General features: G+C 51.3%; 17 protein-coding genes. 6 read left to right on the top strand and 11 right to left on the bottom strand.

The window, feature by feature from the left end:
- Positions 1 to 10: 10 nt before the first annotated feature.
- The 5 genes from Q4526_RS08565 to Q4526_RS08545 are packed head-to-tail and all read right to left on the bottom strand — an operon-like array spanning position 11 to position 4,801.
- A complete protein-coding gene (locus Q4526_RS08565) occupies positions 11 to 229 on the bottom strand; it encodes a DUF4266 domain-containing protein (protein ID WP_215976687.1) in 219 nt (72 codons plus the stop codon).
- Positions 229 to 714 (bottom strand): TlpA disulfide reductase family protein, encoded by a 486-nt coding sequence (locus Q4526_RS08560; RefSeq protein ID WP_215976643.1) that lies wholly within the window; start codon positions 712 to 714, stop codon positions 229 to 231. The genes Q4526_RS08565 and Q4526_RS08560 overlap by 1 nt, the downstream gene beginning before the upstream one ends.
- A 9-nt stretch (positions 715 to 723) precedes the next feature.
- Entirely contained in the window at positions 724 to 1,362 is a 639-nt protein-coding gene (locus Q4526_RS08555) for an outer membrane beta-barrel domain-containing protein (RefSeq protein ID WP_215976642.1), read from the bottom strand.
- Complete coding sequence (locus tag Q4526_RS08550) at positions 1,332 to 2,096, bottom strand: SH3 domain-containing protein (RefSeq protein WP_215976641.1); 765 nt, start codon at positions 2,094 to 2,096, stop codon at positions 1,332 to 1,334. The genes Q4526_RS08555 and Q4526_RS08550 overlap by 31 nt, the downstream gene beginning before the upstream one ends.
- On the bottom strand, positions 2,096 to 4,801 hold the full coding sequence (locus Q4526_RS08545; protein ID WP_215976640.1) for a hypothetical protein: 2,706 nt from the start codon (positions 4,799 to 4,801) through the stop codon (positions 2,096 to 2,098). The genes Q4526_RS08550 and Q4526_RS08545 overlap by 1 nt, the downstream gene beginning before the upstream one ends.
- 352 nt (positions 4,802 to 5,153) lie before the next feature.
- Here Q4526_RS08545 and Q4526_RS08540 point away from each other — a divergent pair, with 352 nt between their 5' ends.
- From Q4526_RS08540 to Q4526_RS08530, 3 genes are all read left to right on the top strand, one after another.
- A complete protein-coding gene (locus tag Q4526_RS08540; RefSeq protein WP_215976639.1) occupies positions 5,154 to 6,365 on the top strand; it encodes a hypothetical protein in 1,212 nt (403 codons plus the stop codon).
- A 1-nt stretch (position 6,366) separates the two neighbouring features.
- Positions 6,367 to 8,943 (top strand): LamG domain-containing protein, encoded by a 2,577-nt coding sequence (locus Q4526_RS08535; protein ID WP_215976638.1) that lies wholly within the window; start codon positions 6,367 to 6,369, stop codon positions 8,941 to 8,943.
- 506 nt (positions 8,944 to 9,449) lie between these two features.
- Positions 9,450 to 11,039, top strand: coding sequence for a general secretion pathway protein GspF (locus Q4526_RS08530; RefSeq protein WP_215976637.1), 1,590 nt, complete (start codon positions 9,450 to 9,452; stop codon positions 11,037 to 11,039).
- A gap of 458 nt (positions 11,040 to 11,497) precedes the next feature.
- On the opposite strand, the gene Q4526_RS08525 is transcribed toward Q4526_RS08530, so the two are convergent.
- The 6 genes from Q4526_RS08525 to Q4526_RS08500 form a co-directional block, all read right to left on the bottom strand.
- Complete coding sequence (locus tag Q4526_RS08525; RefSeq protein ID WP_215976636.1) at positions 11,498 to 11,893, bottom strand: hypothetical protein; 396 nt, start codon at positions 11,891 to 11,893, stop codon at positions 11,498 to 11,500.
- Positions 11,894 to 12,045: 152 nt separating this feature from the next.
- Complete coding sequence (locus Q4526_RS08520) at positions 12,046 to 13,089, bottom strand: SAVED domain-containing protein (protein WP_215976635.1); 1,044 nt, start codon at positions 13,087 to 13,089, stop codon at positions 12,046 to 12,048.
- Positions 13,082 to 13,561: a Mov34/MPN/PAD-1 family protein gene (locus tag Q4526_RS08515; RefSeq protein ID WP_215976634.1), complete on the bottom strand. Its 480-nt coding sequence runs from the start codon at positions 13,559 to 13,561 to the stop codon at positions 13,082 to 13,084. Before Q4526_RS08515 ends, Q4526_RS08520 begins: the two co-directional genes overlap by 8 nt.
- A complete protein-coding gene (locus Q4526_RS08510) occupies positions 13,551 to 15,326 on the bottom strand; it encodes a ThiF family adenylyltransferase (protein WP_215976633.1) in 1,776 nt (591 codons plus the stop codon). Before Q4526_RS08510 ends, Q4526_RS08515 begins: the two co-directional genes overlap by 11 nt.
- Positions 15,319 to 16,356 carry a nucleotidyltransferase gene (locus tag Q4526_RS08505; protein WP_215976632.1) on the bottom strand — a complete coding sequence of 346 codons (1,038 nt, stop codon included), beginning with the start codon at positions 16,354 to 16,356 and terminating at the stop codon, positions 15,319 to 15,321. Before Q4526_RS08505 ends, Q4526_RS08510 begins: the two co-directional genes overlap by 8 nt.
- A gap of 1,136 nt (positions 16,357 to 17,492) precedes the next feature.
- Complete coding sequence (locus tag Q4526_RS08500; protein ID WP_215976631.1) at positions 17,493 to 18,074, bottom strand: TetR/AcrR family transcriptional regulator; 582 nt, start codon at positions 18,072 to 18,074, stop codon at positions 17,493 to 17,495.
- 159 nt (positions 18,075 to 18,233) lie between these two features.
- On the opposite strand from Q4526_RS08500, the gene Q4526_RS08495 reads away from it, so the two are divergent.
- The 3 genes from Q4526_RS08495 to Q4526_RS08485 form a co-directional block, all read left to right on the top strand.
- On the top strand, positions 18,234 to 18,638 hold the full coding sequence (locus tag Q4526_RS08495; RefSeq protein ID WP_215976630.1) for a RidA family protein: 405 nt from the start codon (positions 18,234 to 18,236) through the stop codon (positions 18,636 to 18,638).
- Positions 18,639 to 19,364: 726 nt separating this feature from the next.
- Complete coding sequence (locus Q4526_RS08490) at positions 19,365 to 21,047, top strand: hypothetical protein (RefSeq protein WP_215976629.1); 1,683 nt, start codon at positions 19,365 to 19,367, stop codon at positions 21,045 to 21,047.
- Positions 21,048 to 21,972: 925 nt separating this feature from the next.
- A partial coding sequence (locus Q4526_RS08485) for a hypothetical protein (protein ID WP_215976628.1) occupies positions 21,973 to 22,169 on the top strand: 197 nt, incomplete at its 3' end.

Below are 22,169 nucleotides of genomic sequence, written 5' to 3'. Positions count from 1 at the left end.
GCCCCACCTATTAATTACAGCCACAGCCACCTCCACTGGCACCATCGGCGCCGCGCGCCGCTTCGCGGGCCTCGTACACATGGTGCAAATAGCCATTGGCAATGGGGTCGCGATCGAAGCTCATAATCTCATCGGCCAGGTGTGCGCGCTCATAGGGTTTCACCCAAGGCGTGCAGGCGCCAACGAAAACCGTTAGCGCCACCAACAGCCCAACGCGACCCCAACGCATCATTCAGCCAACAGCTCGCGCACTTGGGTGCGATATTTTTCTTCGTACCCTTTGGGCAGGCCGCGGTGTTTGTAGCGAATATTGCCATCGCGGTCGATCAAAATAGTGGTTGGCATCGCATCAATCCCGTAGGCCTGGCTGGCTTTACTTTCCGGGTCAAACACAATGGGGAAGCTCACCCCCAAATCTTTAGCCATGGCGGCGGCCGCGGCGCTGTCTTGCTCCACATTTACCCCCCAGAGTACAAACCCCGCGGCGCTGTAGCGCTGATGTATTTGCTCCAGCACGGGCATCTCTTTGCGACAGGGTGCGCACCAGGTGGCCCAAAAGTTGAGCATAACCACATTGCCTCGCTGCTCTTCCAAGCGCAGGTTTTCACCACCGTTACTTTTTAAAGTAAAGTCGGGGGCGACATCATTCGCCGCCACCTGTGCGGTGCAAAACACACTGCAAATAAACGCTAAAGATCGTAATGTTTTAATCATTCCGTACTCCTAAAAATACACGGACAGGCCCAAGCGGCCTTCAAAATTATTCGTGTTGCGCGACTCGCCAAATAACTCGTGGCTAAACATATGATCGCGCATACCCACATCCAGCGCGAACCAATCGGTTAAATAGAGTTTGTAACCCGCCCCCAGGGTGTAGCTGGCGTAACGGTTGCCGGCAAACTCGGTATTGCCGCCCCCGGCGGTAATATAAAAGTGCGTATTAAACGCCGTATTCGCACCCAGGTATATTTGGCCCGGAAACATTTTATAACCCAGCGATAGAGCGTAATAGGTGAGTTCGCGCTCCTCATCGCTCAATAACTCCACCGCACCGCTCAATAATTCGTAGCTGGTTTTATTGGCGTCGCTACTGCCGTAAATCGCCTCGACAAAAAAATCTTCGGTAATGTGATAAGCGATATTGGCACCGGTCACGGCGCTGCTGCCAAAATCTTCAATGCCCAACACGCCACCGTATACGCCGATTTCAAAATTCTCGGTATCGAGCATATCCTCACTGATGGCGCGGCGTTCGATATCCGCCCCCACAATCGGCTCCAGCGGGTCGTCACTTTGCCCGCTCGCTGCCAGTGGTGCCAGGCAGCAACCGGCTAAAAGAAAACGTTGAATCCAACTCGCCATTCGTTTACCTCATCGTTGTTCTCACGGGTGGTGAGCAGGTAGTGGTTGGTGTAATCCAGGCGCATAAAAAAACGGCGCGACAAATACACATAAGTACCCAGGCTCGCTTGCAGTACGGAGTCTTCCCTATCGACGGTGTCCACCAAAGTGGCGCTGGGGTGAATTTTTATACGCCCGGCACCCAGACCAATATAAGGCGATACCCGCCAGTCCGGAAACGGTTGATGGGTCAGCCCGCCGGCGATAATTTCGCTGTCGGAAAACTTGCCCGCCTGCTGGGCATAACGCGCCTCAATGGTTAAGTGCTGAGTAAAGCGGTAGCCGAGCGTTAAGGTTGTGGAATCGGCGCCGCCAAAATCGCCAAAGCCCGCCCCCACTTCAAAGCTGCCCGCCACAGAGTCGGCGCGCGAAGCGTCGGAAAAATCGGGAGTCTGGCCGGTAGCGTCTAAGGTCGCCAGCATCGCTTCGCGTTTTACCCAACCCTCGGTGCCGTTTTCAGTTTGCACTTTAATCCACTGGGTGCGGCTTTTAAGCAGTGTGATTTGCTCGCCTTTTTCCAGCGCATGAAAAATGGGATAACCGCGCCCCGGGCCGGAGTAAACGTCGATATAAGCTCTGTCGACGGTCACCACTAAAGGCGCGGCCTGGTCAAACCAACCCGCCTGCACCGGCATCGCTAAACAGGCGCCGAGGGCCAGCACCAGGGCTGTTATTGTGTTGCCAGTTGTTTGCATTAATCGGGCACGTCAAATGGATCGTTATAGTATTGAGCACCGATATCCAACCACTCGGCAATCAGTTTTTGTTCGTGTGCATTGAGCAGGCCGCGATGGTCAAAGGTCGCGTCTTCTTGATCAAAGCGGTTCATGCGGTTAAAAAAGCCGCCGCTAAAGCGCGCCCCGGCCGATGACATTAAGCGGCTTACAGGCACACGCACCAAAATAGGAATTGGGTTGCCCTCGGCGTCGAGAATCAGCTCGTCTTCTTCGTCGCGCTCAAACTCTCCGCTTTCGATCAGCACGTCCTGCAATACCCCTTCGACCACCTCTTGCTCAAAGTGCGTTGCCAACAACTTGCGATACGAGGTGATATGCGGGGTGTTGTTCTCGCTGGCGGTTAAGTCTAACTGGCCCGCCGGAATCTGTACAAGGCCATCGGTATCGACGGTATTGTGACAACTGGTACAGGTGTTATCGGCCAACAGGCTGCCATCCTCGGCCAGTTCCAGTCGCGGCTCATCCCACAGGGGCTGAATATGTTGCGGATAGTGAATCACTGTGCGGCAGGCGGCACTCCAGCGTTGCTGGCACAGCTCGGTGGCGGGCAGCTTGGCGGGGTCCGGCGCAGCGTAGATATCCGCATAGCGATAGCTTATATCAGGGTCTTTGGCGCGCACGGAGGGGTCGGTCCAGTCATCGGTAAACTCGATATCCACACTGGGCGTGCGAACACCGGCAATGCGGGCGTAGACTTCGGCCATGGTTTCACCCATATCGGCAAACAGGGCGGGCTCGGTATTGGGGAAGGGCTGGCCGGTGGTTTCGGCCCCGGTATTGATGGACGCGGGCCCGGCATTAGCGCGGCCGTGTGGCACGGGCGAGCCATCTTCATGGCACCCTTTACACTGGAAAGTTTCGCCCGGGCGCACCTGCAACCAGTGCTCGTGCCGATCGGAGATACGCTGGCCGCTGGCATCCACCACCGACACGGTAAAGGCAACATCGGCCGGCACCAGCGTTTTGACCGAACCGTCCGGCTCAATGGGGACGTAGCCTAAAATTTCTTTAAACCGCTGCGCCCCGCTAAATCCAAAGGCGCTGCCGGGAAAGTTGAGAATGTCATCCGGCGGCAGAGACACCGCTTTGACCAGGCGCAAAAAACGCGCCGGGCGCTCGGCGGCAGTGGTTTGCGCCGGGTCGCGCAGCGCACTCAAGCCCTGAGCACTGCTGTCTTCACCATCGATGTCATACACACTGCGTATATGCAGCACCCCCAGGCCCTCTTCGGCCAAATCGGCATCCACCTCGGACGCCAGATATGGCGCCGGGGCGCGCGGCTCCAGGGTGATCAAATCGGTGTAGTAGACATCTTCGCGGGGCACAATGACCGGCTGTTGCAGGTTGTCGTCCAGGTTGTACAACCAAAGTCCATAAACCGGCGGCGCGGGCTCAAGGGCCGGCTCCACGGCTAAATTCTCCTCCGTACAAGGCAGGTAGCGCTCGGTGCTACCGGCTTCTTGCGGGTCGGCGGGCTCGGTTAACCGGCACTGGCTCCAGCTCACCAACAGGCGATTGGTGCCATCGTTCAGAGGCGCCAGCGCGGAAAACTCACCGTGGCGCGAAACACTGCCGTCAATCATTACCGGCAAGACCGTTAAGATATCCAGCGCGGCGGTATCGGCCTCGGTATCCTCTTCATTGAGTGAGTCCACCGAGCGGTTGTCTTCGACATAGTCGCTGTGGTTAATGGCGAGCATATCACCACCGAGCAAATTCTCGCGCGGTTTGTAAATACCCACCAACCGGCCATCAGGCATGAGTTCTGGGTTAAATAGCCAGGGCGTTTCATCCTCCAGGCGGGTGTTATAACCGTAGTGCAAGCGCAGATCGGTGCCGTCGGGGCGGGCGGTGTAGTAGCTGACGCGGTTATTGTTGTAGTTGTCGGCGCGGGTAAACAGCAGGCGGCCACTGTTCAGCAGCAGCGGGTCCCACTCGTGACTTTGGTTGTATGACAGCTGGCGAATGTCCGAACCGTCGTCATTCATAGAGTGCAGCACAAAAGCCGGGCCATCGCCGCTCTCGCTCTCGGCGGCGTATTGGGCTTTGTCGTCATCCAGTAAAATAGCGCGGCTGCGCACCTGGCGGGTAGAGGCAAAAACGATACGCCCATCGGGCAGGTAGCGCGGGTTTATATCGTCGGCTTGCTCGGCGACGATGTCGGAATCTATCACCCGGCGCAGTGTATCCAGCTCCAGGTTGTACTCCCAGATATTCCACTTGGGCTGTTCGTCCTCATCGAGGTCTTCAACCTCCGGCGCGCGCATGGCAAACAGCAGACGATCGCCGTCGGGGTGGGCGCTCAGATCTTTGACATCCACCTCACCCTCGGCAAACGCGCGCGCACTGATATTGGTGGTGAGCGCATCGTCGGTGGCCCGCTCTTTAATAAACAGCTGCGCCCCGGGGTTAAACTCATCGCGTCGAAAGGGGTCGGGCGGCAGCAACTCACCGGCGTCATCGCGCGGTAGCGGGCGCTCGATGTAGGCGATGGGCAAGTCCACCACGACCGGGTCGGGTGCCTGCCCGCCGCCGGACACGCCACCCCCGCCTCCGCCGCCACAAGCGGTTATGGTCAGCGCCGCCAATACCGAGGCAAAAATAGGCGCGGCTCGATCCGGCAGGCGACGAGCGCGGGGGCGATACAGTGGGAGCCTCGTCATGGGTGAGCCTTCTCCTGGCGGCGTAAAGTTATCAAACGTTCGCTATTCTAGCGCCACCGGAGCCAACAACTGCGGCTATTTGGCGGATTTGTGAATGGGTAGACACCCGCAGCAGGTTTGAACACTCAGGTTTCCCCGCTGCATCCGCCTATAATAGGGGCACCTCTGAACAATAGTGTGGTACCTCTGGCTTACAGCGCAACTCGCAATCTAGGCGCTACTTTGAGGGAATGTCTAGACCTTCCGAAAAGTAGCAACGACGAGTGCGGGTTAGGCTTGAGGTCTCGCAGAGGCATTACTCTATTATTCAGAGGTGCCCTAATACCTATTCTATACACCGTGGAGCCGGGGAATGTCCCTCACCCAACGATTTTTACAGCGGGCGCTGTGTCTGAGCCTGGCACTGTGCTGCCTGCAGGCAGTGGCCGGTGCGCGCGAACAAGCCCTGCAAATACACTCCCGGGTAGCCGGGGTGCCGCCGACCGAAGCCGTACTGCTGGAGATGACCAACCATATCGACAATAACGATGTGGCCGCCGCGGTGCGCCTGGCGATGGACAACGACGGCTTCTACCGCGCTACCTTAAAAGCCATGGCCACGCCCTGGACTAACCGCGACCTTACTCCGTTTGCACCTCTTAACGACTACACCGCCACCGTTATGGGGCTGGTGCGCGACGAGCGCGACTTCCGCACGCTGTTGTACGACGATGTCCTGTACACCGGCGCGGACAACCTCGGCCTGCCACCCTACAGCAGCGCCAATAACGAACACTACCAAGCGTTGGAAACCGCCGATGTCGCCTTGGTAGACGCTCTGAGCGCGAAAACCCAATCCAGCTTAACCGCGCTGCCCAGCGAAGCCACCGCCGGGGTCATAACCAGCCGCGCCGCCGCCAAGGCCTTTTTTGTTGCCGGCACCAACCGCGCGATGTTCCGCTTTACGCTGCTCAACCACCTGTGCCGCGACCTGGAACAAGTGCACGACACCACAGGCATACCCGACCGCATCCGCCAAGATGTCAGCCGCAGCCCCGGCGGCGACAGCCGGGTGTTCCTCAACAACTGCATAGGTTGCCACACCGGCATGGACCCCATGGCGCAAGCTTTTGCCTATTACGACTACGAATACGACCCGAACACAGACCCGGACGCCGAGTTTGGCGCTATCCACTACAACCTTGAGGGCGAAACCGACCCCGCCACCGGCACCCGGGTAGAGGCCAAATACCATATCAACGCCGGCACATTCGCCCCGGGCTACGTCACACCCAACGATGAGTGGGACAATTATTGGCGCCGCGGCCCCAACGCTATTTTGGCCTGGGACCCAACGCTGGCAGGTGAGGGGACAGGCGCAAAAAGCCTGGGGCAAGAGCTGGCCCACTCCGGTGCTTTTGCCAGCTGCCAGGTAGAAAAGGTATTCAATCAGGTGTGCCTGCGCCAGCCCGGCAACAGTGCCGACCGCGCCCTGGTAACCAATGCCACCGCCAATTTCGCGGCCAGTGGGTACAACTTAAAGCAGGTGTTTATCGACACCGCCGATTACTGCAAGGGTGAATAATATGGCGGCGATCAAATCACACCTGAACACAATAGCGAATTACCTCTCTCACTGGGCGGATAGCGGCGCCGGTTACCGCTCGCCCCACAATGCCATAAAGCGCGAAAAGCGCTGCACACCACTGAAAGTAACCGCTCTGTTGGTAGGCGCAGCCTTGCTAGCCGGCTGTGGCTCAGACAGTGGCGCACCCACCACCCCCAACGTCAACCCGGACACCGGCAGCGGCGGCAACACAGGCATTGAGTACGACGGCCCGCCGCCACAAACCGACGATATACAACTGTTTAAACTCAACGTGTGGGACAATCTGGCCGCGCCCGAGCGCTGCGGTGAGTGCCACGGCGCCGGCGGCCAGCAACCGAGCTTTGTGCGCAACGACGATATCAACGAAGCCTACCGCATTGCCGAGCCCCTGATAGACCTGGGCACACCGCAACTCTCGACTCTGGTGAGCAAAGTCGGCGGCGGCCACAACTGCTGGCTGGACAGCGCCACCGCCTGCGCCGATATTATCGAAGGCTATATCACCAGCTGGGCCAGTAGCGTCGGCACCCTGACCAACGAAATTGTTCTGCTCCCGCCCGAGGAGCGCGAGGTGGCCGACAGTAAAAACTTTACCAGTGACCCCGGCGCGTTTAGCACCACCGTCTACCCACTGCTGAGCCAATATTGCAGCGCTTGCCACGCCGAGAACGCCCCACTGCAACAGCAACCCTATTTAGGCAGTGCCGATATTCAGGTCGCCTATGAGGCCGCGCGCAGCCGTATCCGCCTCGACAGCCCGGCCGACTCGCGCCTGGTGCAGCGCCTAGCGCTGGAGAGCCACAACTGCTGGAGCGGCAACTGCACCAGTGACGCCAACGCCATGTCGCAGGCCATCACCGACTTTATCGCCACCTTACCGGTCACTGAGGTAGACCCCAACCTAGTCATCAGCAAAGCGCTGCAACTGGGCGACGGCATTATCGCCAGCTCCGGCGGCCGGGTAGAGAGCGACCTGATCGCCAAATACGAATTTAAAGCGGGCGATGGCAGCATCGCCTACGACACCAGCGGCGTAGAGCCGGCGGCGGATTTAACCCTATCGGGCGACGTGGAGTGGATGTCCAGCTGGGGGCTGCGCCTGACCGACGGCAAAGCCCAGGCCGCCACCGCCACCAGCCGCAAACTGTTCGATTTAATCACCGCCACGGGCGAATACAGCATTGAGACCTGGGTGATTCCCGACAATGTCACGCAGGAAGAGGCGCACATCGTCAGCTACTCCGGCAGCACACAGGTGCGCAACTTTACCCTGGGCCAAACCCTGTACAACTATGACTTCTTCCACCGCAGCTCCACCACCGATGGCAACGGCATGCCCGCCCACTCCACGGCGGATGCGGACGAGCGCTTACAAGCTAGCCTGCAGCACGCAGTGATCACCTTTGACCCGGTAAACGGCCGCCGCATTTATGTAAACGGCGAGTTTACCGGCGATGTGGATGCAACCGAGCCCGGCAACCTCAACGAGTGGGACTCAAGCTACGCGCTGGTGGTGGGCAATGAGGTCTCCTCCGACCGGCAGTGGCTGGGCAGCTTGCGCTTTTTAGCCATTCACAACCGCGCCCTCAGCCCCGAGGCCGTCGCCGCCAACTACGCCGTGGGTGTGGGCCAAAAGTACTTTTTGCTGTTTAACGTCAGCGAACAGGTGGGCCTCAGCCAGGCCTATGTGGTATTTCAAGTGCAGCAGTTTGACGACTACAGCTACCTGTTTAGCGACCCTTTCTTCGCCAGTCTGGGGGACGAAACCATCCCCACCGTGGCGCTGGAGGGCATTCGCATTGGGATTAACGGCCGCGAGGCCATCGTCGGCCAGGTATTCGCCGCGCTGGATACCGAAATAACCGCCGCCGCGTATGTGGATGGCAAGCAGGATTTATCCCGCCAGGGTGCGGTGATCGGCCTGGAGCAGGGCGCCGAGCTGGACACCTTCTTCTTAACCTTCGACCGCCTGGGCGAGCACGAATCCGTGCGGGTAGAGGCCGAACCGCCGGCGGCGCAACCCCCGGCCGATATCGCCGACCAGCCCAGTATTGGCATCAAAACCTTTGCCGCCATCAACCAGTCGCTCTCGGCCATGACCGGCGTCAGCCACAACACCGAAGCGGTATTGGCCACCTATCAAAAGGTCGAGCAGCAACTGCCCGTGGCCAGCCAACTGGACGGCTTTCTCGCCGCCCAGCAAATGGGGATTACCCAATTGGCCGTGTCTTACTGCAGCGCACTGGTGGACGACACCAGCCTGCGCGCCGCATTTTTCCCGGGCTTTAACTTCAGCGCCCAAGCCGCCAGCGCCTTTGACAGCAGCGGCCGCAACCAAGTGATAGAGCCCTTACTGGGCGCACTGGTCGCGGGCGAAATCACCGGCAGCACACTCGCCAACCAGCCCGACCCGGACACCATACGCGCCGAGCTAAACGGCCTAATCGACACCATGACCGCCTGCGGCGGCAGCTGCGACAACGCCCGCACCGCCACCACCGTAAAAGCCACCTGCGCCGCCGCACTCGGCAGCGCGATTATGTTGGTGCATTAAAAATGTTTTGACTTCGACGTGGAGAACGCGGAACTGCTTGGGTTTATCGCCCGTTTACAACTGAGCCGAGCGGAGGCTTATTTTAGTAGGTAAGCTAACAGGGACAAGGTGAATGCCAAAGGCAGAGAAGGCAGCCTGGGCTGCGTTTGCGCAAGCATAGCCAGGCCACGGACAAGGTGAATGCTGTGAAGCAGCAGAGAAGGTGCCCTGGGGCACGGCGCGTCTATGCGGCCCTCGAAAATTTGCCGGAGGGAGGACACCCCCGAAGGGGCCAGTTGTTGGGCACAGTTTTGACGTGAAGGGATTCACTAATGTCGCGAGCGCACGGACAAGGTGAATGCCGAAGGCAGAGAAGGCAGCCTGGGCTGTGCGCAGGAGCGACGCAGTTACTTTTTGCGTAAAAAGTAACACGCCAATTAAGGCGTAAATAATCAGGGATAGTAAGTAACTCGCAACGCTCGGCGACACGGGCATATATAAACAAAGGCAGGCTCAGGAGCCACGCTATGCGTAAAACCAAACACCCCCTGCATCCGGACGCGCCGCTAAAGCTCAACGACCACGGCCGCCCCATTACCCGGCGCGATATGATCTGCCAGGGTTTTTACACCGGCGCCGCCACAGTGGTGGGTGGCTCCGCGTTTAGCTTGTTTGCCAACCCGCGTCAGGCCGAGGCGGCGCTGTCGTCCGATTTGGCCGCCATGCGCGACGCCTGCGGTATCAGCACGCAGGGCGCGGGCAAAATTCCGTTTATCTGTTTCGATTTGGCCGGCGGCGCCAATATTGCCGGCTCCAACGTACTGGTGGGCGGTGCCGGCGGGCAAATGGATTTTCTCTCCACGGCCGGTTACAGCAAGCAGGGCCTGCCCGGCGATATGACGCCCCAGAGCGGCCAGGGCAACTTTATTAATCAGGATTTAGGCCTCGCCTTTCACTCCGACAGCCAAATGCTGCGCGGCATTTTAGAGCGCATAGGCGCCGACCGCGCCGCCAATATTAACGGTGCAGTCATTCCCGCTCGCTCCGAAAACGACACCGGTAACAATCCCCACAACCCCATGTACGGTATTAATCGCGCCGGGGCCGGTGGCTCGCTGCTGTCACTTATTGGCTCGCGCTCCAGCGACTCAGGTGGCAACTCAATGGCCCCGGAAGCACTGATTAACCCCGAGGCACGCCCCACCAAAGTGGACCGCCCCAGCGATGTGTCTGGCCTGGTGGACGTGGGTGATTTAGTCGGCCTGCTCGAGCAATCCGACACCGTCGCGGTGATGGAATCCATGGCCCGTATCAGCAACGCCAAGCTGGGTGCGGTCAATACCGGCAGCGTGCGCGATACGATGTTAAAAGACTTAATGCGCTGCGGCTATGTCAAAAGTGCGGACCTGGCCGACCGCTTCGGCGACCCGTCCGCCATTGACCCTGTGGCCGACCCGGACATTGTCGGCCCCGCCGGTATTTTTACCTTTGACGAGTTCGACTCCGACGGCGAATTTCGCAAGGCCGCCTCGGTCATGAAACTGGTGATGAACGGCTACGCCGGAGCGGGCACCATTACCATGGGCGGCTACGACTACCACACCGGCGACCGCGCCACCGGCGAAATTCGCGACCTGCGCGCCGGGCGCTGCATCGGCGCCTGTTTAGAGTACGCCGCCCGCATCGGCGTGCCGGTTATGATTTATGTATTCTCCGACGGCTCGGTGTTCTCCAACGGTATGTTGGACGAATCCGCAGAGGGGCGCGGCAAGGGCGTATGGACCGGCGACAATCAGCAAACCGCCGCCAGCTATTTTTTGGTGTACAACCCCAACGGCCGGCCCGGTATCGTTGGCGGCTCGCTGGAAGAGCAGGCCATCCACCAACAACTGGGCTACATGCGCCAAAGCGGCGACGTAGAAACCGCCTCCAGCCCGGCGGCCAACAATGTGAATTTGCTGGTGGAAACTTTGGTGCTGAATTATATGGCGCTGCATAACGAGCAGCATTTATTCCCCACGCTGTTTCCCCAGCATGGGTTGGGGACGTCCACTTTGATGGATCGGTTGACGGCGATGAATCCGATTGTGGATGGGGGGATTGGGAATCCGGTTTAGGTTTTTTGCCTGCGGCGGCTTGGCGTCTTTGACGCTTGGGATTCGCCTTTCGGCGGTAGGGTTTTGAATTTTAAACTGGGTGTTTAGCGAGCCTTTTAAGGTTTAGTACTTTTTTGGTTTTGCCCTCTGTCGCCGGGCGGGGCGAATACCTTCTTTTGACGTGAAAAGAAGGTATCAAGAAACACGCCCGCGTATCTCAGCCCTTACGGGTGCCCTCACTACGGTCTATTTGAGCGGTCGGAAAAGATCTCGTGTCCCCGAGGCTTTTCCTTTCGCGCACGTCCATGTGCGCTCAACCACTCAAATAGGCCTACGTTCGGCTGGATACGATGGGGACTGAGTGCTAACCCCAAGCCAATCAAGAATCACCTGTCTCGTTATATCGCACATTCGCCCTTCCAGTCACATCAATCTCTCTGGTCCCATTAATCAATGTCTGATCTCGATAATCTACATTTTTAGATGAAGATGCTCATAGCTGAAATCACTAAAGCCGTCATTGAAAGAGCTAAAGGAATAACAAACTTATAATAATTGCTATTCATGTCCGCCAAAATAGAAGCAAGTAACGGAAAGTTAATAACATGCTTGTCCTCGCCAAGTTTGGGATAAAAAAATGGAACAAGCGACCCGTCCTCTTTTTTGTAACCATGAACCCGATTTAAATGATAGTAAAGACGACCGAAAACAAGATCTTTATGAAGACCTGTTTTCTTGCCAATAAGTTTACAATCGATAGGCACGTAATTCACATGTTTACGATCCTTTTTACCCTCTCTGAAGCTACAAAATGAATCATAATAGGTGTTATAAATTGATAGAAGTAAATATCTATCTGTTACGTTCTTAGCCATAAGGAAACCTAAAAACTTACATTCGAGGCTATTCGGTTGTGTAAATTGTAAGGCCTGGTCTCAATATTTACTGTTTGCTTACCCCCTAAAATAGACTTCCGCTCGGCTTGATCTAAGGGGAGTTGAGAGCAGTGCTTCGTAGCGCAAAAAACCTAGCTTGAATTAAGTAAACTGTCCCCGGAATTTCCAATGTATCTGAGGCTTCCCTTATCAATTTCAATTGCCCAGGTATAACCCTCACCGGGAGTAAAATTGTGAATCAATACTCTGCAATGCATACCCTCTTGATATACCCGACCCATTTCAAAAACCGCAGAAGATTGGGCACAAACAAACAAATGAATGGTATTTGCCACCCTACTACATTCATCCAATAATTTTTGGAATTTTTTTGAAAAATCATGCAAATTATGAAGAGTAGATATAGCTTCTCTCTTGCACATTGGCGTCAATTTAATAGACATGCAATGATCTCGGATATCATCAGGCAACTGACCAGTAGAGATTTCATCGGTCAACGAAATAGCGATACCAATTTGACCACAACTAGACACCAATTCCTGGGGGCTCCCATCACATGCATATTTATTCTCAGCCCCCTTAAATAATTTTAGCCTTGCCCATTTATCAGGATTTCTGAATCGCTCAAGAGGCTCCACATCAACAGCCGAACTCCTGAACATCGTTCCTATTGCAAACAAACAAGGAACTCTGGCTAAACCAGCAAAAAAGACTTTTCCATTTTTCGAATCGTTGATAATCTGGTCATCGACAAGGTGACGACAATAGTTATTCAATTTACCAACCATCGCGACTGGGTCAAGCTTATTCAATGAAAAGTTATAGTGCCTAGGGTTATAAAGGCTATATGGCTTACCGACTGCCTTGTCTGGTACATTGGTAGAAACTCCAGGAATCCCCATGAGGGTGACAAGGGTAGACTTAGCTGACTGCGGCGGAATAAAAGCGCCAATTACCAGTAAAATAACACCTATAACACCAGCCACTAACGACAAAACTACGCTATTACCCGCCGACCACTCCACAGCCAGGGGAACCCCTTTCACAGCAGAAACTATAGCCAAAGCTCCGCTCCCACCAAAACCTAAAAAACACAATATTTGCCCGGCTTTGATACATTGATTAGTTGATTTTAGCTGTATCCAACGCTCAAAAAATGTAAGGAGATTATCCATCTTTCAAATCACTCACACAGTTCATTTTAGTCACTCCAAAATCCCCACACTCCCAAATCGCAATTTCTTTCATCCCAACGATTGGGTAAAAGAGCGACGAAACATTACTTCTATTAAGATTAAAGTTTTCCTTCCAACTCTCTATATCTAACCGTGAAGGGCAGGGAAATAACTCAGGATGAGTATGCCAAAAACCCAAGTAGAACCGAGCACCAGAAGAACGTTTCCATTCATTATCTACAGTTTTTTGGTGCCCTTTATCCCTTATTTTGAAATATGTTCGCCTACGAATATCCCTCAACATCGGTGTAGTGATTTTATTAAGATTATATATGCCTTTATCTATATCCCCCTCACCAATAAGAACTCCACACGCTTCAGTTTTTCCAACCGATCCCTGCCGATACTTCAGAAAGTCTCGACAAACGTCAGCGGAAATAGTAATTACAGAACGTGGAGACTCATAGATCATCTGAGCTCCCACAAGTTACACACTCGCTCCATACCAGAGGAATGGGATACCTATCTTGTTTAAACCTTTTCCAGCGACCCGTCATTTTCAATCCAGCCTCCTTGGCCTCCCGCCCATTTCCTTTCCAAGAAACTCTGACCGAAGTGCCAATCGAACCATTGTATATACCTTCTACAATTCTGGTGGTAAGCGTGGCTGTCTCTATAACATCAGTATATCCATAGGGGAGAAAGTGTGTTCCACATCCAGAGAGATCGACTGCAAAGTCTTGATTTATCGACAGAAAGTTTTGGATATTGGAAAGTGACTGTTCACCGGATTCAGAATCCCTAAACAAACAAGCAAGGCACCCTCTACCTTCAGGATTAACGAATACCGAGTGTCCACCTACGCCATACCCCTCCAGCCAAGCATATATTACCCAAGGCTTATTTTTCAGTTGACTAACCACTTCATTGAAATATCGTTCCTGCGTCACGTCACCAGTAGCAACAATTACCCCATCATATTGACTCAAAAAAGTCTCTAATTTCTCGACTCTCGAAATCTCCCTCAGATCTTTGAATTGATTTAGCGTCTCTACAACTAAATACGGAAACTGGTTTTCCAGATGTCTTTTTAACGCAAAACACTTGTCTATCCCAATGTAGGTCGATGGGAGTACGTGCCGATATATATTGTCCGCCTCGAATGAATCAAAATCTACAAGATCCAACTGGCCAACACCGGAATAACCAAGCTGCCTTGCAATCTCCCCCCCTAAAGATCCACAACCCACCACTAGTATTTTTTCGGTTGAAAGCTCACCTGAAACACCACCACGAGGTAGTAAATAGTCCTGGTTGTGCACTTGGACGGGGAAAGGCTTGACCGACCAACCAGAAAGAGATGCACCAGAGAACAGTGGAGGTTGGTTTTTACGGTTATAAGACATCCTTGACTTATAGGTTAAGTTAAAACCTACCCACGCCAGACGGCCTTTGCCAATAGTGACACTCAATATAACGCTAAAAATCTGATATTTGCTTGTATGCTTTTTGCACACATCAGCCAGAAACAATCGAACATCATCTGACAGGACAGGCAATACCGTATCATGCCACCAAGCCAGAATGCATTGCTGTGGTGCAGGGGGTAATATCGGTGTCTTTATCGGAATGTACAATCCTTTGTGATCAGGCTTATCTTTCTTGCCAGGCTGCAAGCCGTAACCTTCGTTGACAATAGGATCGCTAGTGGTATAGCTAAAGACGTTTGATCGTAATTTATAAACCGATAACTTGAGAGGTTTTTCTCCAGCGCCCATCGATGCAATATGGCGAACAGTATTTGTGGAGCAATGGAACCGCCAATGCCCCGCGAACTCAGATTTGACTTCAGCACGATTAATATCGTCAGAGGATAACACACGGGTTAATGTACGAATGGCAGACTCAAGCGCGTACTCAAATACCAATTCTGGAAACTCGTAATTAACACTTCGAGAGATTGTCACTCCTTCACAAATAGATCCAACATCATCCTCTGCTAGTTCTGGATTTCTGGTCCAACTGACATGGGCCAGTTGCCCATAACCCAAGCGGTTTATCAAATAAAAGCTTGGTAGCTCAAATGGAAAGCGTGTACTGAAAACACCTTTTATTCCAACCTTTACATCGTCTATATTGTACTGAATAGTTATATGCTCTTCGGTGACATCCAGCGTCTCAAAGCCCTTACTTCGCAAGTAATTCGCAATAGATTCTGTACGAAATAAGTCACGCACCCTGTGGCGATCCTACTGCACCAGCAGTCTTTGTCGCCGAACGGTTACTCGAACTATTACCGTCATGCCCGCCATCAGGAACAGGAAAATCACTACCAAACACATTGCCTTCAGAAAGAATTTTACTGGCAGCGACAACTGTAGATTTAGATTGAGCCGCCAGCAGTCGATTTTTCAATTGACCAAGCCGGTTGTACAATTTAGTCCCCATACCGTTCCCGTGATCCTTAAACACATCAACATAGGGAGAAGTAGGCAAGGAAACTACAAGGTCATATTTATTGTCACCCAAAGATACAAATGCACTGCACCCCATAATCCTGTCGATTGTGCTAATGAGGGCACTAAGATCATCCGCCTCTCCATCATCTGAAAAAGAATCTACGAAATTCTGTCTAATTAAGATAGTGAGGCCCACCGAATAGGGTTTCACCTCCGTTGACACATAGCGAAGATCCCGCCAACGCTTTAAGAAACGCACCATCCGTTTATATTGCCTTTTTTCGTCAACATCTAAAGTCGAATAATCGGTCCAATCAACCAGCCCTCTAGGGTCTCCGCTAGACCACTTTTTGTCCTTCTCAGCAGAAGTCGGCTTACCCCATGCCAACTCATAATGATTTCCAGTGCAACGGTAAATGGGATAATCAATATGAAATTTTGGTTTCCCGTCTGACAAATATTGAGCTGTCACACAGGGGCGCTTAATAGTTGCGTCAGACAGACCTCGATCCTGAAGTATCGATAACATCTCTTTTTTAAGAGTTATCGGGGAATCAGGTGCCGTGTCATACGGGATGACGACGGCCACATCAATATCGTAATCACCATCTAAAGGAACGATAGAAAGGTCAGTAGCATATGAGCCCTGTAAAAAAATTGAGACATCTCCCCAGCCATTTTCTTTGAATCTCGCCTTCACCACCGAATTGATTCGATCTCGCTTGCCTCTGACTTCTTCAAGACGAGAATCAGTTTTTTTTAGATAAATCTTATTATTGAACTGGATAAATTGTGCCTGCAGTCCCATTGATATCTCCCTTTCCGAGTTAAGAACCATCGGGGTCAAAGAACCATCGGGGTCAGGTCTTGAATTGTGAATTCATTACGCCCAACCCGTACCATAAGGGTTAGGTTTTTTAATCCACACAATGCAAAAACCACAAACACGATGGTTCGCTCATTAATATTTTGCGTTGTATTAGCTAGCTGGAAAGGTAGGGGAAGAGCTGCTGCGTAACATCTGGGCTTTGCCCTTTATTATTTCACCTTCCTAACTGGCTAAATCTGGGGTTGTGGTGCCTGCCTTCTGGCAGGTTGGGTGACCAACCATAACCCTACGCGCTATGTGGCTTACTGTGCCATGGCGGGGCGGGTTTGGCAACTGGTTGAGAATAAGCGGTGTCGGTTGGTACTTATTGCGCCATGATGGATTGGGGACGGCGACCTTGATGGATCGCATGACGGCGATGAATCCGATTGTAGATGGGGGGATTGGGAATCCGGTTTGATTTGCACCTGTCGGTGCGGGGGTGGCGTCTTTGACGCTTGGGGTTCGCCTTTCGGCGGTGGGGTTTTGTAACACTAAGCGAGCTCTGCATTAAAGCGAAAATTTTATATTTCTTTTTTGACAATCGCCCTCTATCGCCGGGCGGGGCGAATACCTTCTTTTGACGTGAAAAGAAGGTATCAGGCCGTTCCTGCGCGTCCTGCGCCCACGGCATTAGTGAATCCCTTCACGTCAAACACGCCCGCGTATCTCAGCCCTTACGGGTTCCCTCACTACGGCTTATTTTGCGGGTCGGAAAAAATCGCTGTCCTCGCGCTTTTCCTTAATCGCGCGTCCATGCGCGATTACCCGAAAAATAGGCCTACGTTCGACTGGATACGATGGGGAAGGGGTGCCATCCTCATACATCTAAAAAATAATCTGTCCCCGGAATTCTTAAAATAAATTTTCAGTGTGAAATGTAAGACCCCGATATCTTTCTGCCCCCTAAATAAATAGGGTCAGATGAAACTTATGGCGCAATAAACACCTTTCCTGAAACCACTAGCCTCCGGTTGATACTCATAATAGATGATTAAGCCGGTCGGAGGGGCGGGGGATTACCGAACCGGCTGTGTCTGAGATAACAGCGCTGCACTAAAGCACTAACCTACCGGTTATTTTAATAAGCCTGTCGCTAGGGCGCGGAAGGCTTCTATGGCTTTTGGCAGTACGTCTTTGGGGGATTCGCTGGCGGCGACCCAGAGCGCTGCATTTAGCGCCGTGCCGTTTAGCAGCCTGGCGGCCGCCTCAATGTCTACGGGCTTTAAGGTTTGTTCCTGAATCAGCTTTTCCACAATAGAGATAGTGGCCTGCAAGCAACTGCTCTGGCTGGGCCATTGCGAGGGGTCGCCTAGTACAGCGGGGCCATCCAGTAGCACAATGCGCTGCACTTCGGGGTCTAGCGCTTTTTCGATGTAGGCGGTTCCCTCGGCCAGCAAGCCTTCCCAATCGCCCGAGGCGCTATTGCCCACCGATTGCGCGTATTGGGCCATTTCCGAATCCAGCTGTTCTACCACCGCCGCGAACAAGCCGCGTTTGCTGCCAAAGCTGTGGTACAGCGCCCCCCGGGTAAGGCCCGCCGCGGCGGTTAGATCATCCATAGACGCTGCCGCGTAGCCATGCTGGGCAAATGCCTGGCGGGCTGCGGCAGTTAACTTGGCTCTGTTTTGGCGGGCGCTTTCATCACGTTTATTCATTGCGGCATTATCCCACAAAACAGTTGACATACGTCCTGTATGTGAAGCAATTTAACATACGCGGCGTATGTTAAGACCACCCTCGCACCAAAATCAAAACACATTCCGGACCCAGACGGCGAAACCCGCCGCGATATACCCATCTCAAAAGGTACACACATGCAAAATGAAGCAGTATTCCCAGCCAACCGACACGCCTTATACGAGGCCCACGGCTATTCCGCCGCCATAAAGTCTGGCGACTTGTTGTTTGTTTCGGGCCAGGTAGGCAGTCGCGAAGATGGCACCGCCGAGCCAAACTTTAAGCGGCAAGTAGAGCTAGCCTTTGAAAATTTAAAAGCCGTGCTGGCCGCCGCCGGCTGCACCCTAGCCGATATTATCGACGTGACAACTTTTCATACCGACCCGGAGAATCAGTTTGGGGAGATTATGGAAGTAAAGTCGCAAGAGTTCAGCACCAAACCTTACCCAAACTGGACAGCAGTGGGCGTAAATTGGCTGGCAGGCTTTGATTTTGAAATCAAAGTGGTTGCGAGAATAAAGCAAACGACGTCAGATCTTTAACTGTGAATCAAACCGTTCTGATCCCTTGAGTAATCGGATTTGTGGGTATTCACGAATTGCTCTTTGTTTACATTAGACTGCTAACTGGTAAGTACGCCCCGCCTTTAGCTGACACAGATTTTTGAACACCCTCCTAGCCTCTCGTCGACAAATAAGGCCTTTTGTCGTTATTGTCAGCTTGAATAATTAATGGGTTTATCGTTCTGCAGTATTGGGAACCATAATCAAATTGATGCTATTTGTATTTTGTAATCCGAATCTCTAAAGTTTAATCCGAAATTAACAAACGGTTTTCTGTTGAATTTTCCTGCCATGTTATTTTAATAAAGGATGATTTCACCCTGTATTAACACGATTTTTTAAGATACTGAATTGTAAGTGACATATAGTAAATTATTACCTTCTCCTTAAACTTAGCTTTATCCCCGACAATAAACGTAACTTAATGGATATTTTTAAAAAGAGAATTAAGGCGACACATTGAATCCGTCTGGTAGATTTCGGCGACAATCGTCTGGCAACGAACTCAATTGCTATATTTTATTAATACCTATATAAAACGTTTTTCCCATCATGTATTCACGATATATAGCTTGGTCTAGATATCGAAGTAATAAAGGCAAGCGAGAATGCTCGCATTACTCAACTTACATTATTTTTTGTTATTAAGCTGTCGTGTCTTAATAACATATATAGTTAGGTATTTTAAATCTACAGGAGAAAGGAATGTTTAAGTTAAAAGTGGGAATGCCACTGGTCGTGGCCTGGTTGTTTTTGAGTCTTACTGCGTGTGGCGGAGGAGGTAGCAGCTCTAGTGGTAATTCAAGCAGTAGCCAAAGCACAGGTAGTGGTGGCAGTAATTCATCTACACCAACGGTTAAGACTGGAATCTTTACTGGTGGCTCAGTTGAAAATTTACGATTTGAAACGGCAACTCAATCAGGATACACCAACAGTGACAGTGAATTCACGTATGTTGATGGAGAAACAATAGCGTTTTATGTAGGTGATATAGAAATTGGCAGTGCTGGTGTTGCCGAAACAATATCTCCGTTTGATCTTGCGGGAATAACGGCACCAACTTTAGCGCCAGATATTAATGCAACCCTGTCTGAATTAGGAAATGCTGGCAATTTCGATGTTGTTGTTAATATGACAGTATTCTTACAAACATTAGACGCCGACAACGATCTAAGTAATGGCATTCAAATACCAGAAGAACTCCATACAATAGCCGCTGGTAAATCTATTGATTTTCATCAGTCATCCTATGATTTTCCTGGCGTTTATGAATTCCGAGTATTGATAGCCGAAGGAAAATCCTCTGGAATTTGGGGTGGAGTAAAAAGAATTATCCATCAAGGCATTGCAATAGAAAGTTTGTATTCGGCATTAAATTTAACACCTGAAATATACATTATAAGCAATCTTAAGAGTTATACAGATATTGATGGTGACGCCGACAGTGTGGAGATAAGAACCTACAATTCTGACGATAATACGACGGTCTACGTACATGATAATGATAACAATGGTACTGAAGACTCCAAAACAATAATATCCTATAACGAATTTGGCAAACGAATTAGATATGAAGTTGAAACCAATGGCGATGGTATAATAGACGAAATAACCTTCTATACCTACAATGCCAGTGGTTACCTGATTGTTCGTGAAGAAGATGATAATGCTGACGGTATTATTGATTCTGTTTATCGTAACAATTACGATGCATTAGACAACCTAACGTCCTTAGAGGCGGATACCGATAATGATGGAATTCTGAATTATTATCATACTTATGAGTACAGCGATCGCGGTAATAGAATACTTTTGCAATCAAGACTCAGCATCGGTGGGGATGTCACTAGCCAGGTGACTTATACATATGATGACAATGATAATAAAATATTAGAAGAAAGAAGGATTGACCCAGAGGGCGAAGTATATTGGACGCTTGCTTATACGTGGGATGAAAATAAAAATTGGACCTCCATAGAAAGAGATGACGATGCCGATGGTACCGCAGAATATACGCGATATCGAAGCTATGATGCTAATGGGAATTTACTATTAGACGAAACAGATAATGAAAATGATGGGGCTGTAGATTATCGTATCGTTAACACCTATGACGGCAACAATAATCGTATCACGCAAGATGTTGATAACAATGGTGATGGGTTAAACATCCAGCATTATTGGTATAGCTACGATTCTTATGGATATTTAACAAAATCGGAACGAGATTCGGATTCTGATAACATTGTTGATTATATTCAAACCTACTCTCGCAATGAAAATCTATCGACAATTTTAAGGCAAATCGATACTGACGCCGATGGAACTCCAGAAGAGGAAATAGTCTATGAATATTCGACAGCCACCTGGAATATTTTTTGGCGATAATAATATTAGCCTGTAAAGAACAAGAAATAACTAGGGTCAGGTCTTTGACTTATTATCAATCAAGACTTATCCATATGCTTTGCGTTTGATTGGGCTGTTAGGAGGGGTGGCTAATAAGTTGCTGCGTAACACCTGGGCTTTGCCCTTTATTATCTCACCTTCCTAACTGGCTATTTCTGGGGTTATGGTGCCTGCCTTCTGGCAGGTTGGGTGATCTACCATAACCCTACGCGCTATGTGAGTTAGAAAGCCATACTGTCTCGGGATCGACAGCCAGGATCCACAGTCGAGCGAAGACCTTGCTACCTATTTAGAAATTAAAGTCTAACCTCACATTATAAATAAATCTTCCTCTTTTTTCTTTTAGCGCTTAGCTTGAAACCAGCATTTTATTAATGGCAGGTTTGTGGGTGTCCCGGATTTTTTGATAAGGGTAGTGGAGCCTGAAACGATATCATTAGCCTAGGAAGGCACCCTTCCATTTGATCGGCCGGAAAGTCTCACAGGCCAAGCTACTCTAAGCGCCAAGAATAGCGCGCATGCAGAAAATGCAGGCACAGTTCTCAGCCACTGAAACAACATTCGTTCAGCTGGATACAATGGGCAAGGGCTGCAATTATCGTAGATCTAAAAAATAATCTTGTCTCTGTTTCTGGCTCTTCAGATTTTCCATTTATTAAGCGACCTGAGTTTTATATTAACCTAATGCTATACCTCAGATCTCTTACTTTAAAAACGTGAAACATATCACACCTTAGGCAAGCAGACCTTTGGCTAAGTGGCAAGGGAGCGAGATCTACGCTAGAGCTAAAGTAGATTTAGCTCACCCTAATCATGATGCTATTGCAATCATTCAATCTGCACTTTTATAGGGGACTATCGCAAGGGAGAAGACCATTCAATTTATAACGTCATGGAGGACGCAATGTACAGACTCGCAATCTTTTGCATTCTACTACTAAACCCACTGTTTAATATCAAAGTACAGGCCACTGATTTTCATAACATTCAACAGTGGAATAATAGCCAAAGTTATCGACGCGGCGATGTTATCAGGCACGATTATGACATTTATATCAGCCTACTTCCCCATAAAAATAAACGTAAGCGCCAAACCAACCA

It is taken from the genome of Gilvimarinus sp. 2_MG-2023 (assembly GCF_030547685.1).
Classification (GTDB): Bacteria; Pseudomonadota; Gammaproteobacteria; order Pseudomonadales; family Cellvibrionaceae; genus Gilvimarinus.
Note: the sequence above shows the minus strand (reverse complement) of the source record. Positions and strands in the feature narration are given on the sequence as shown.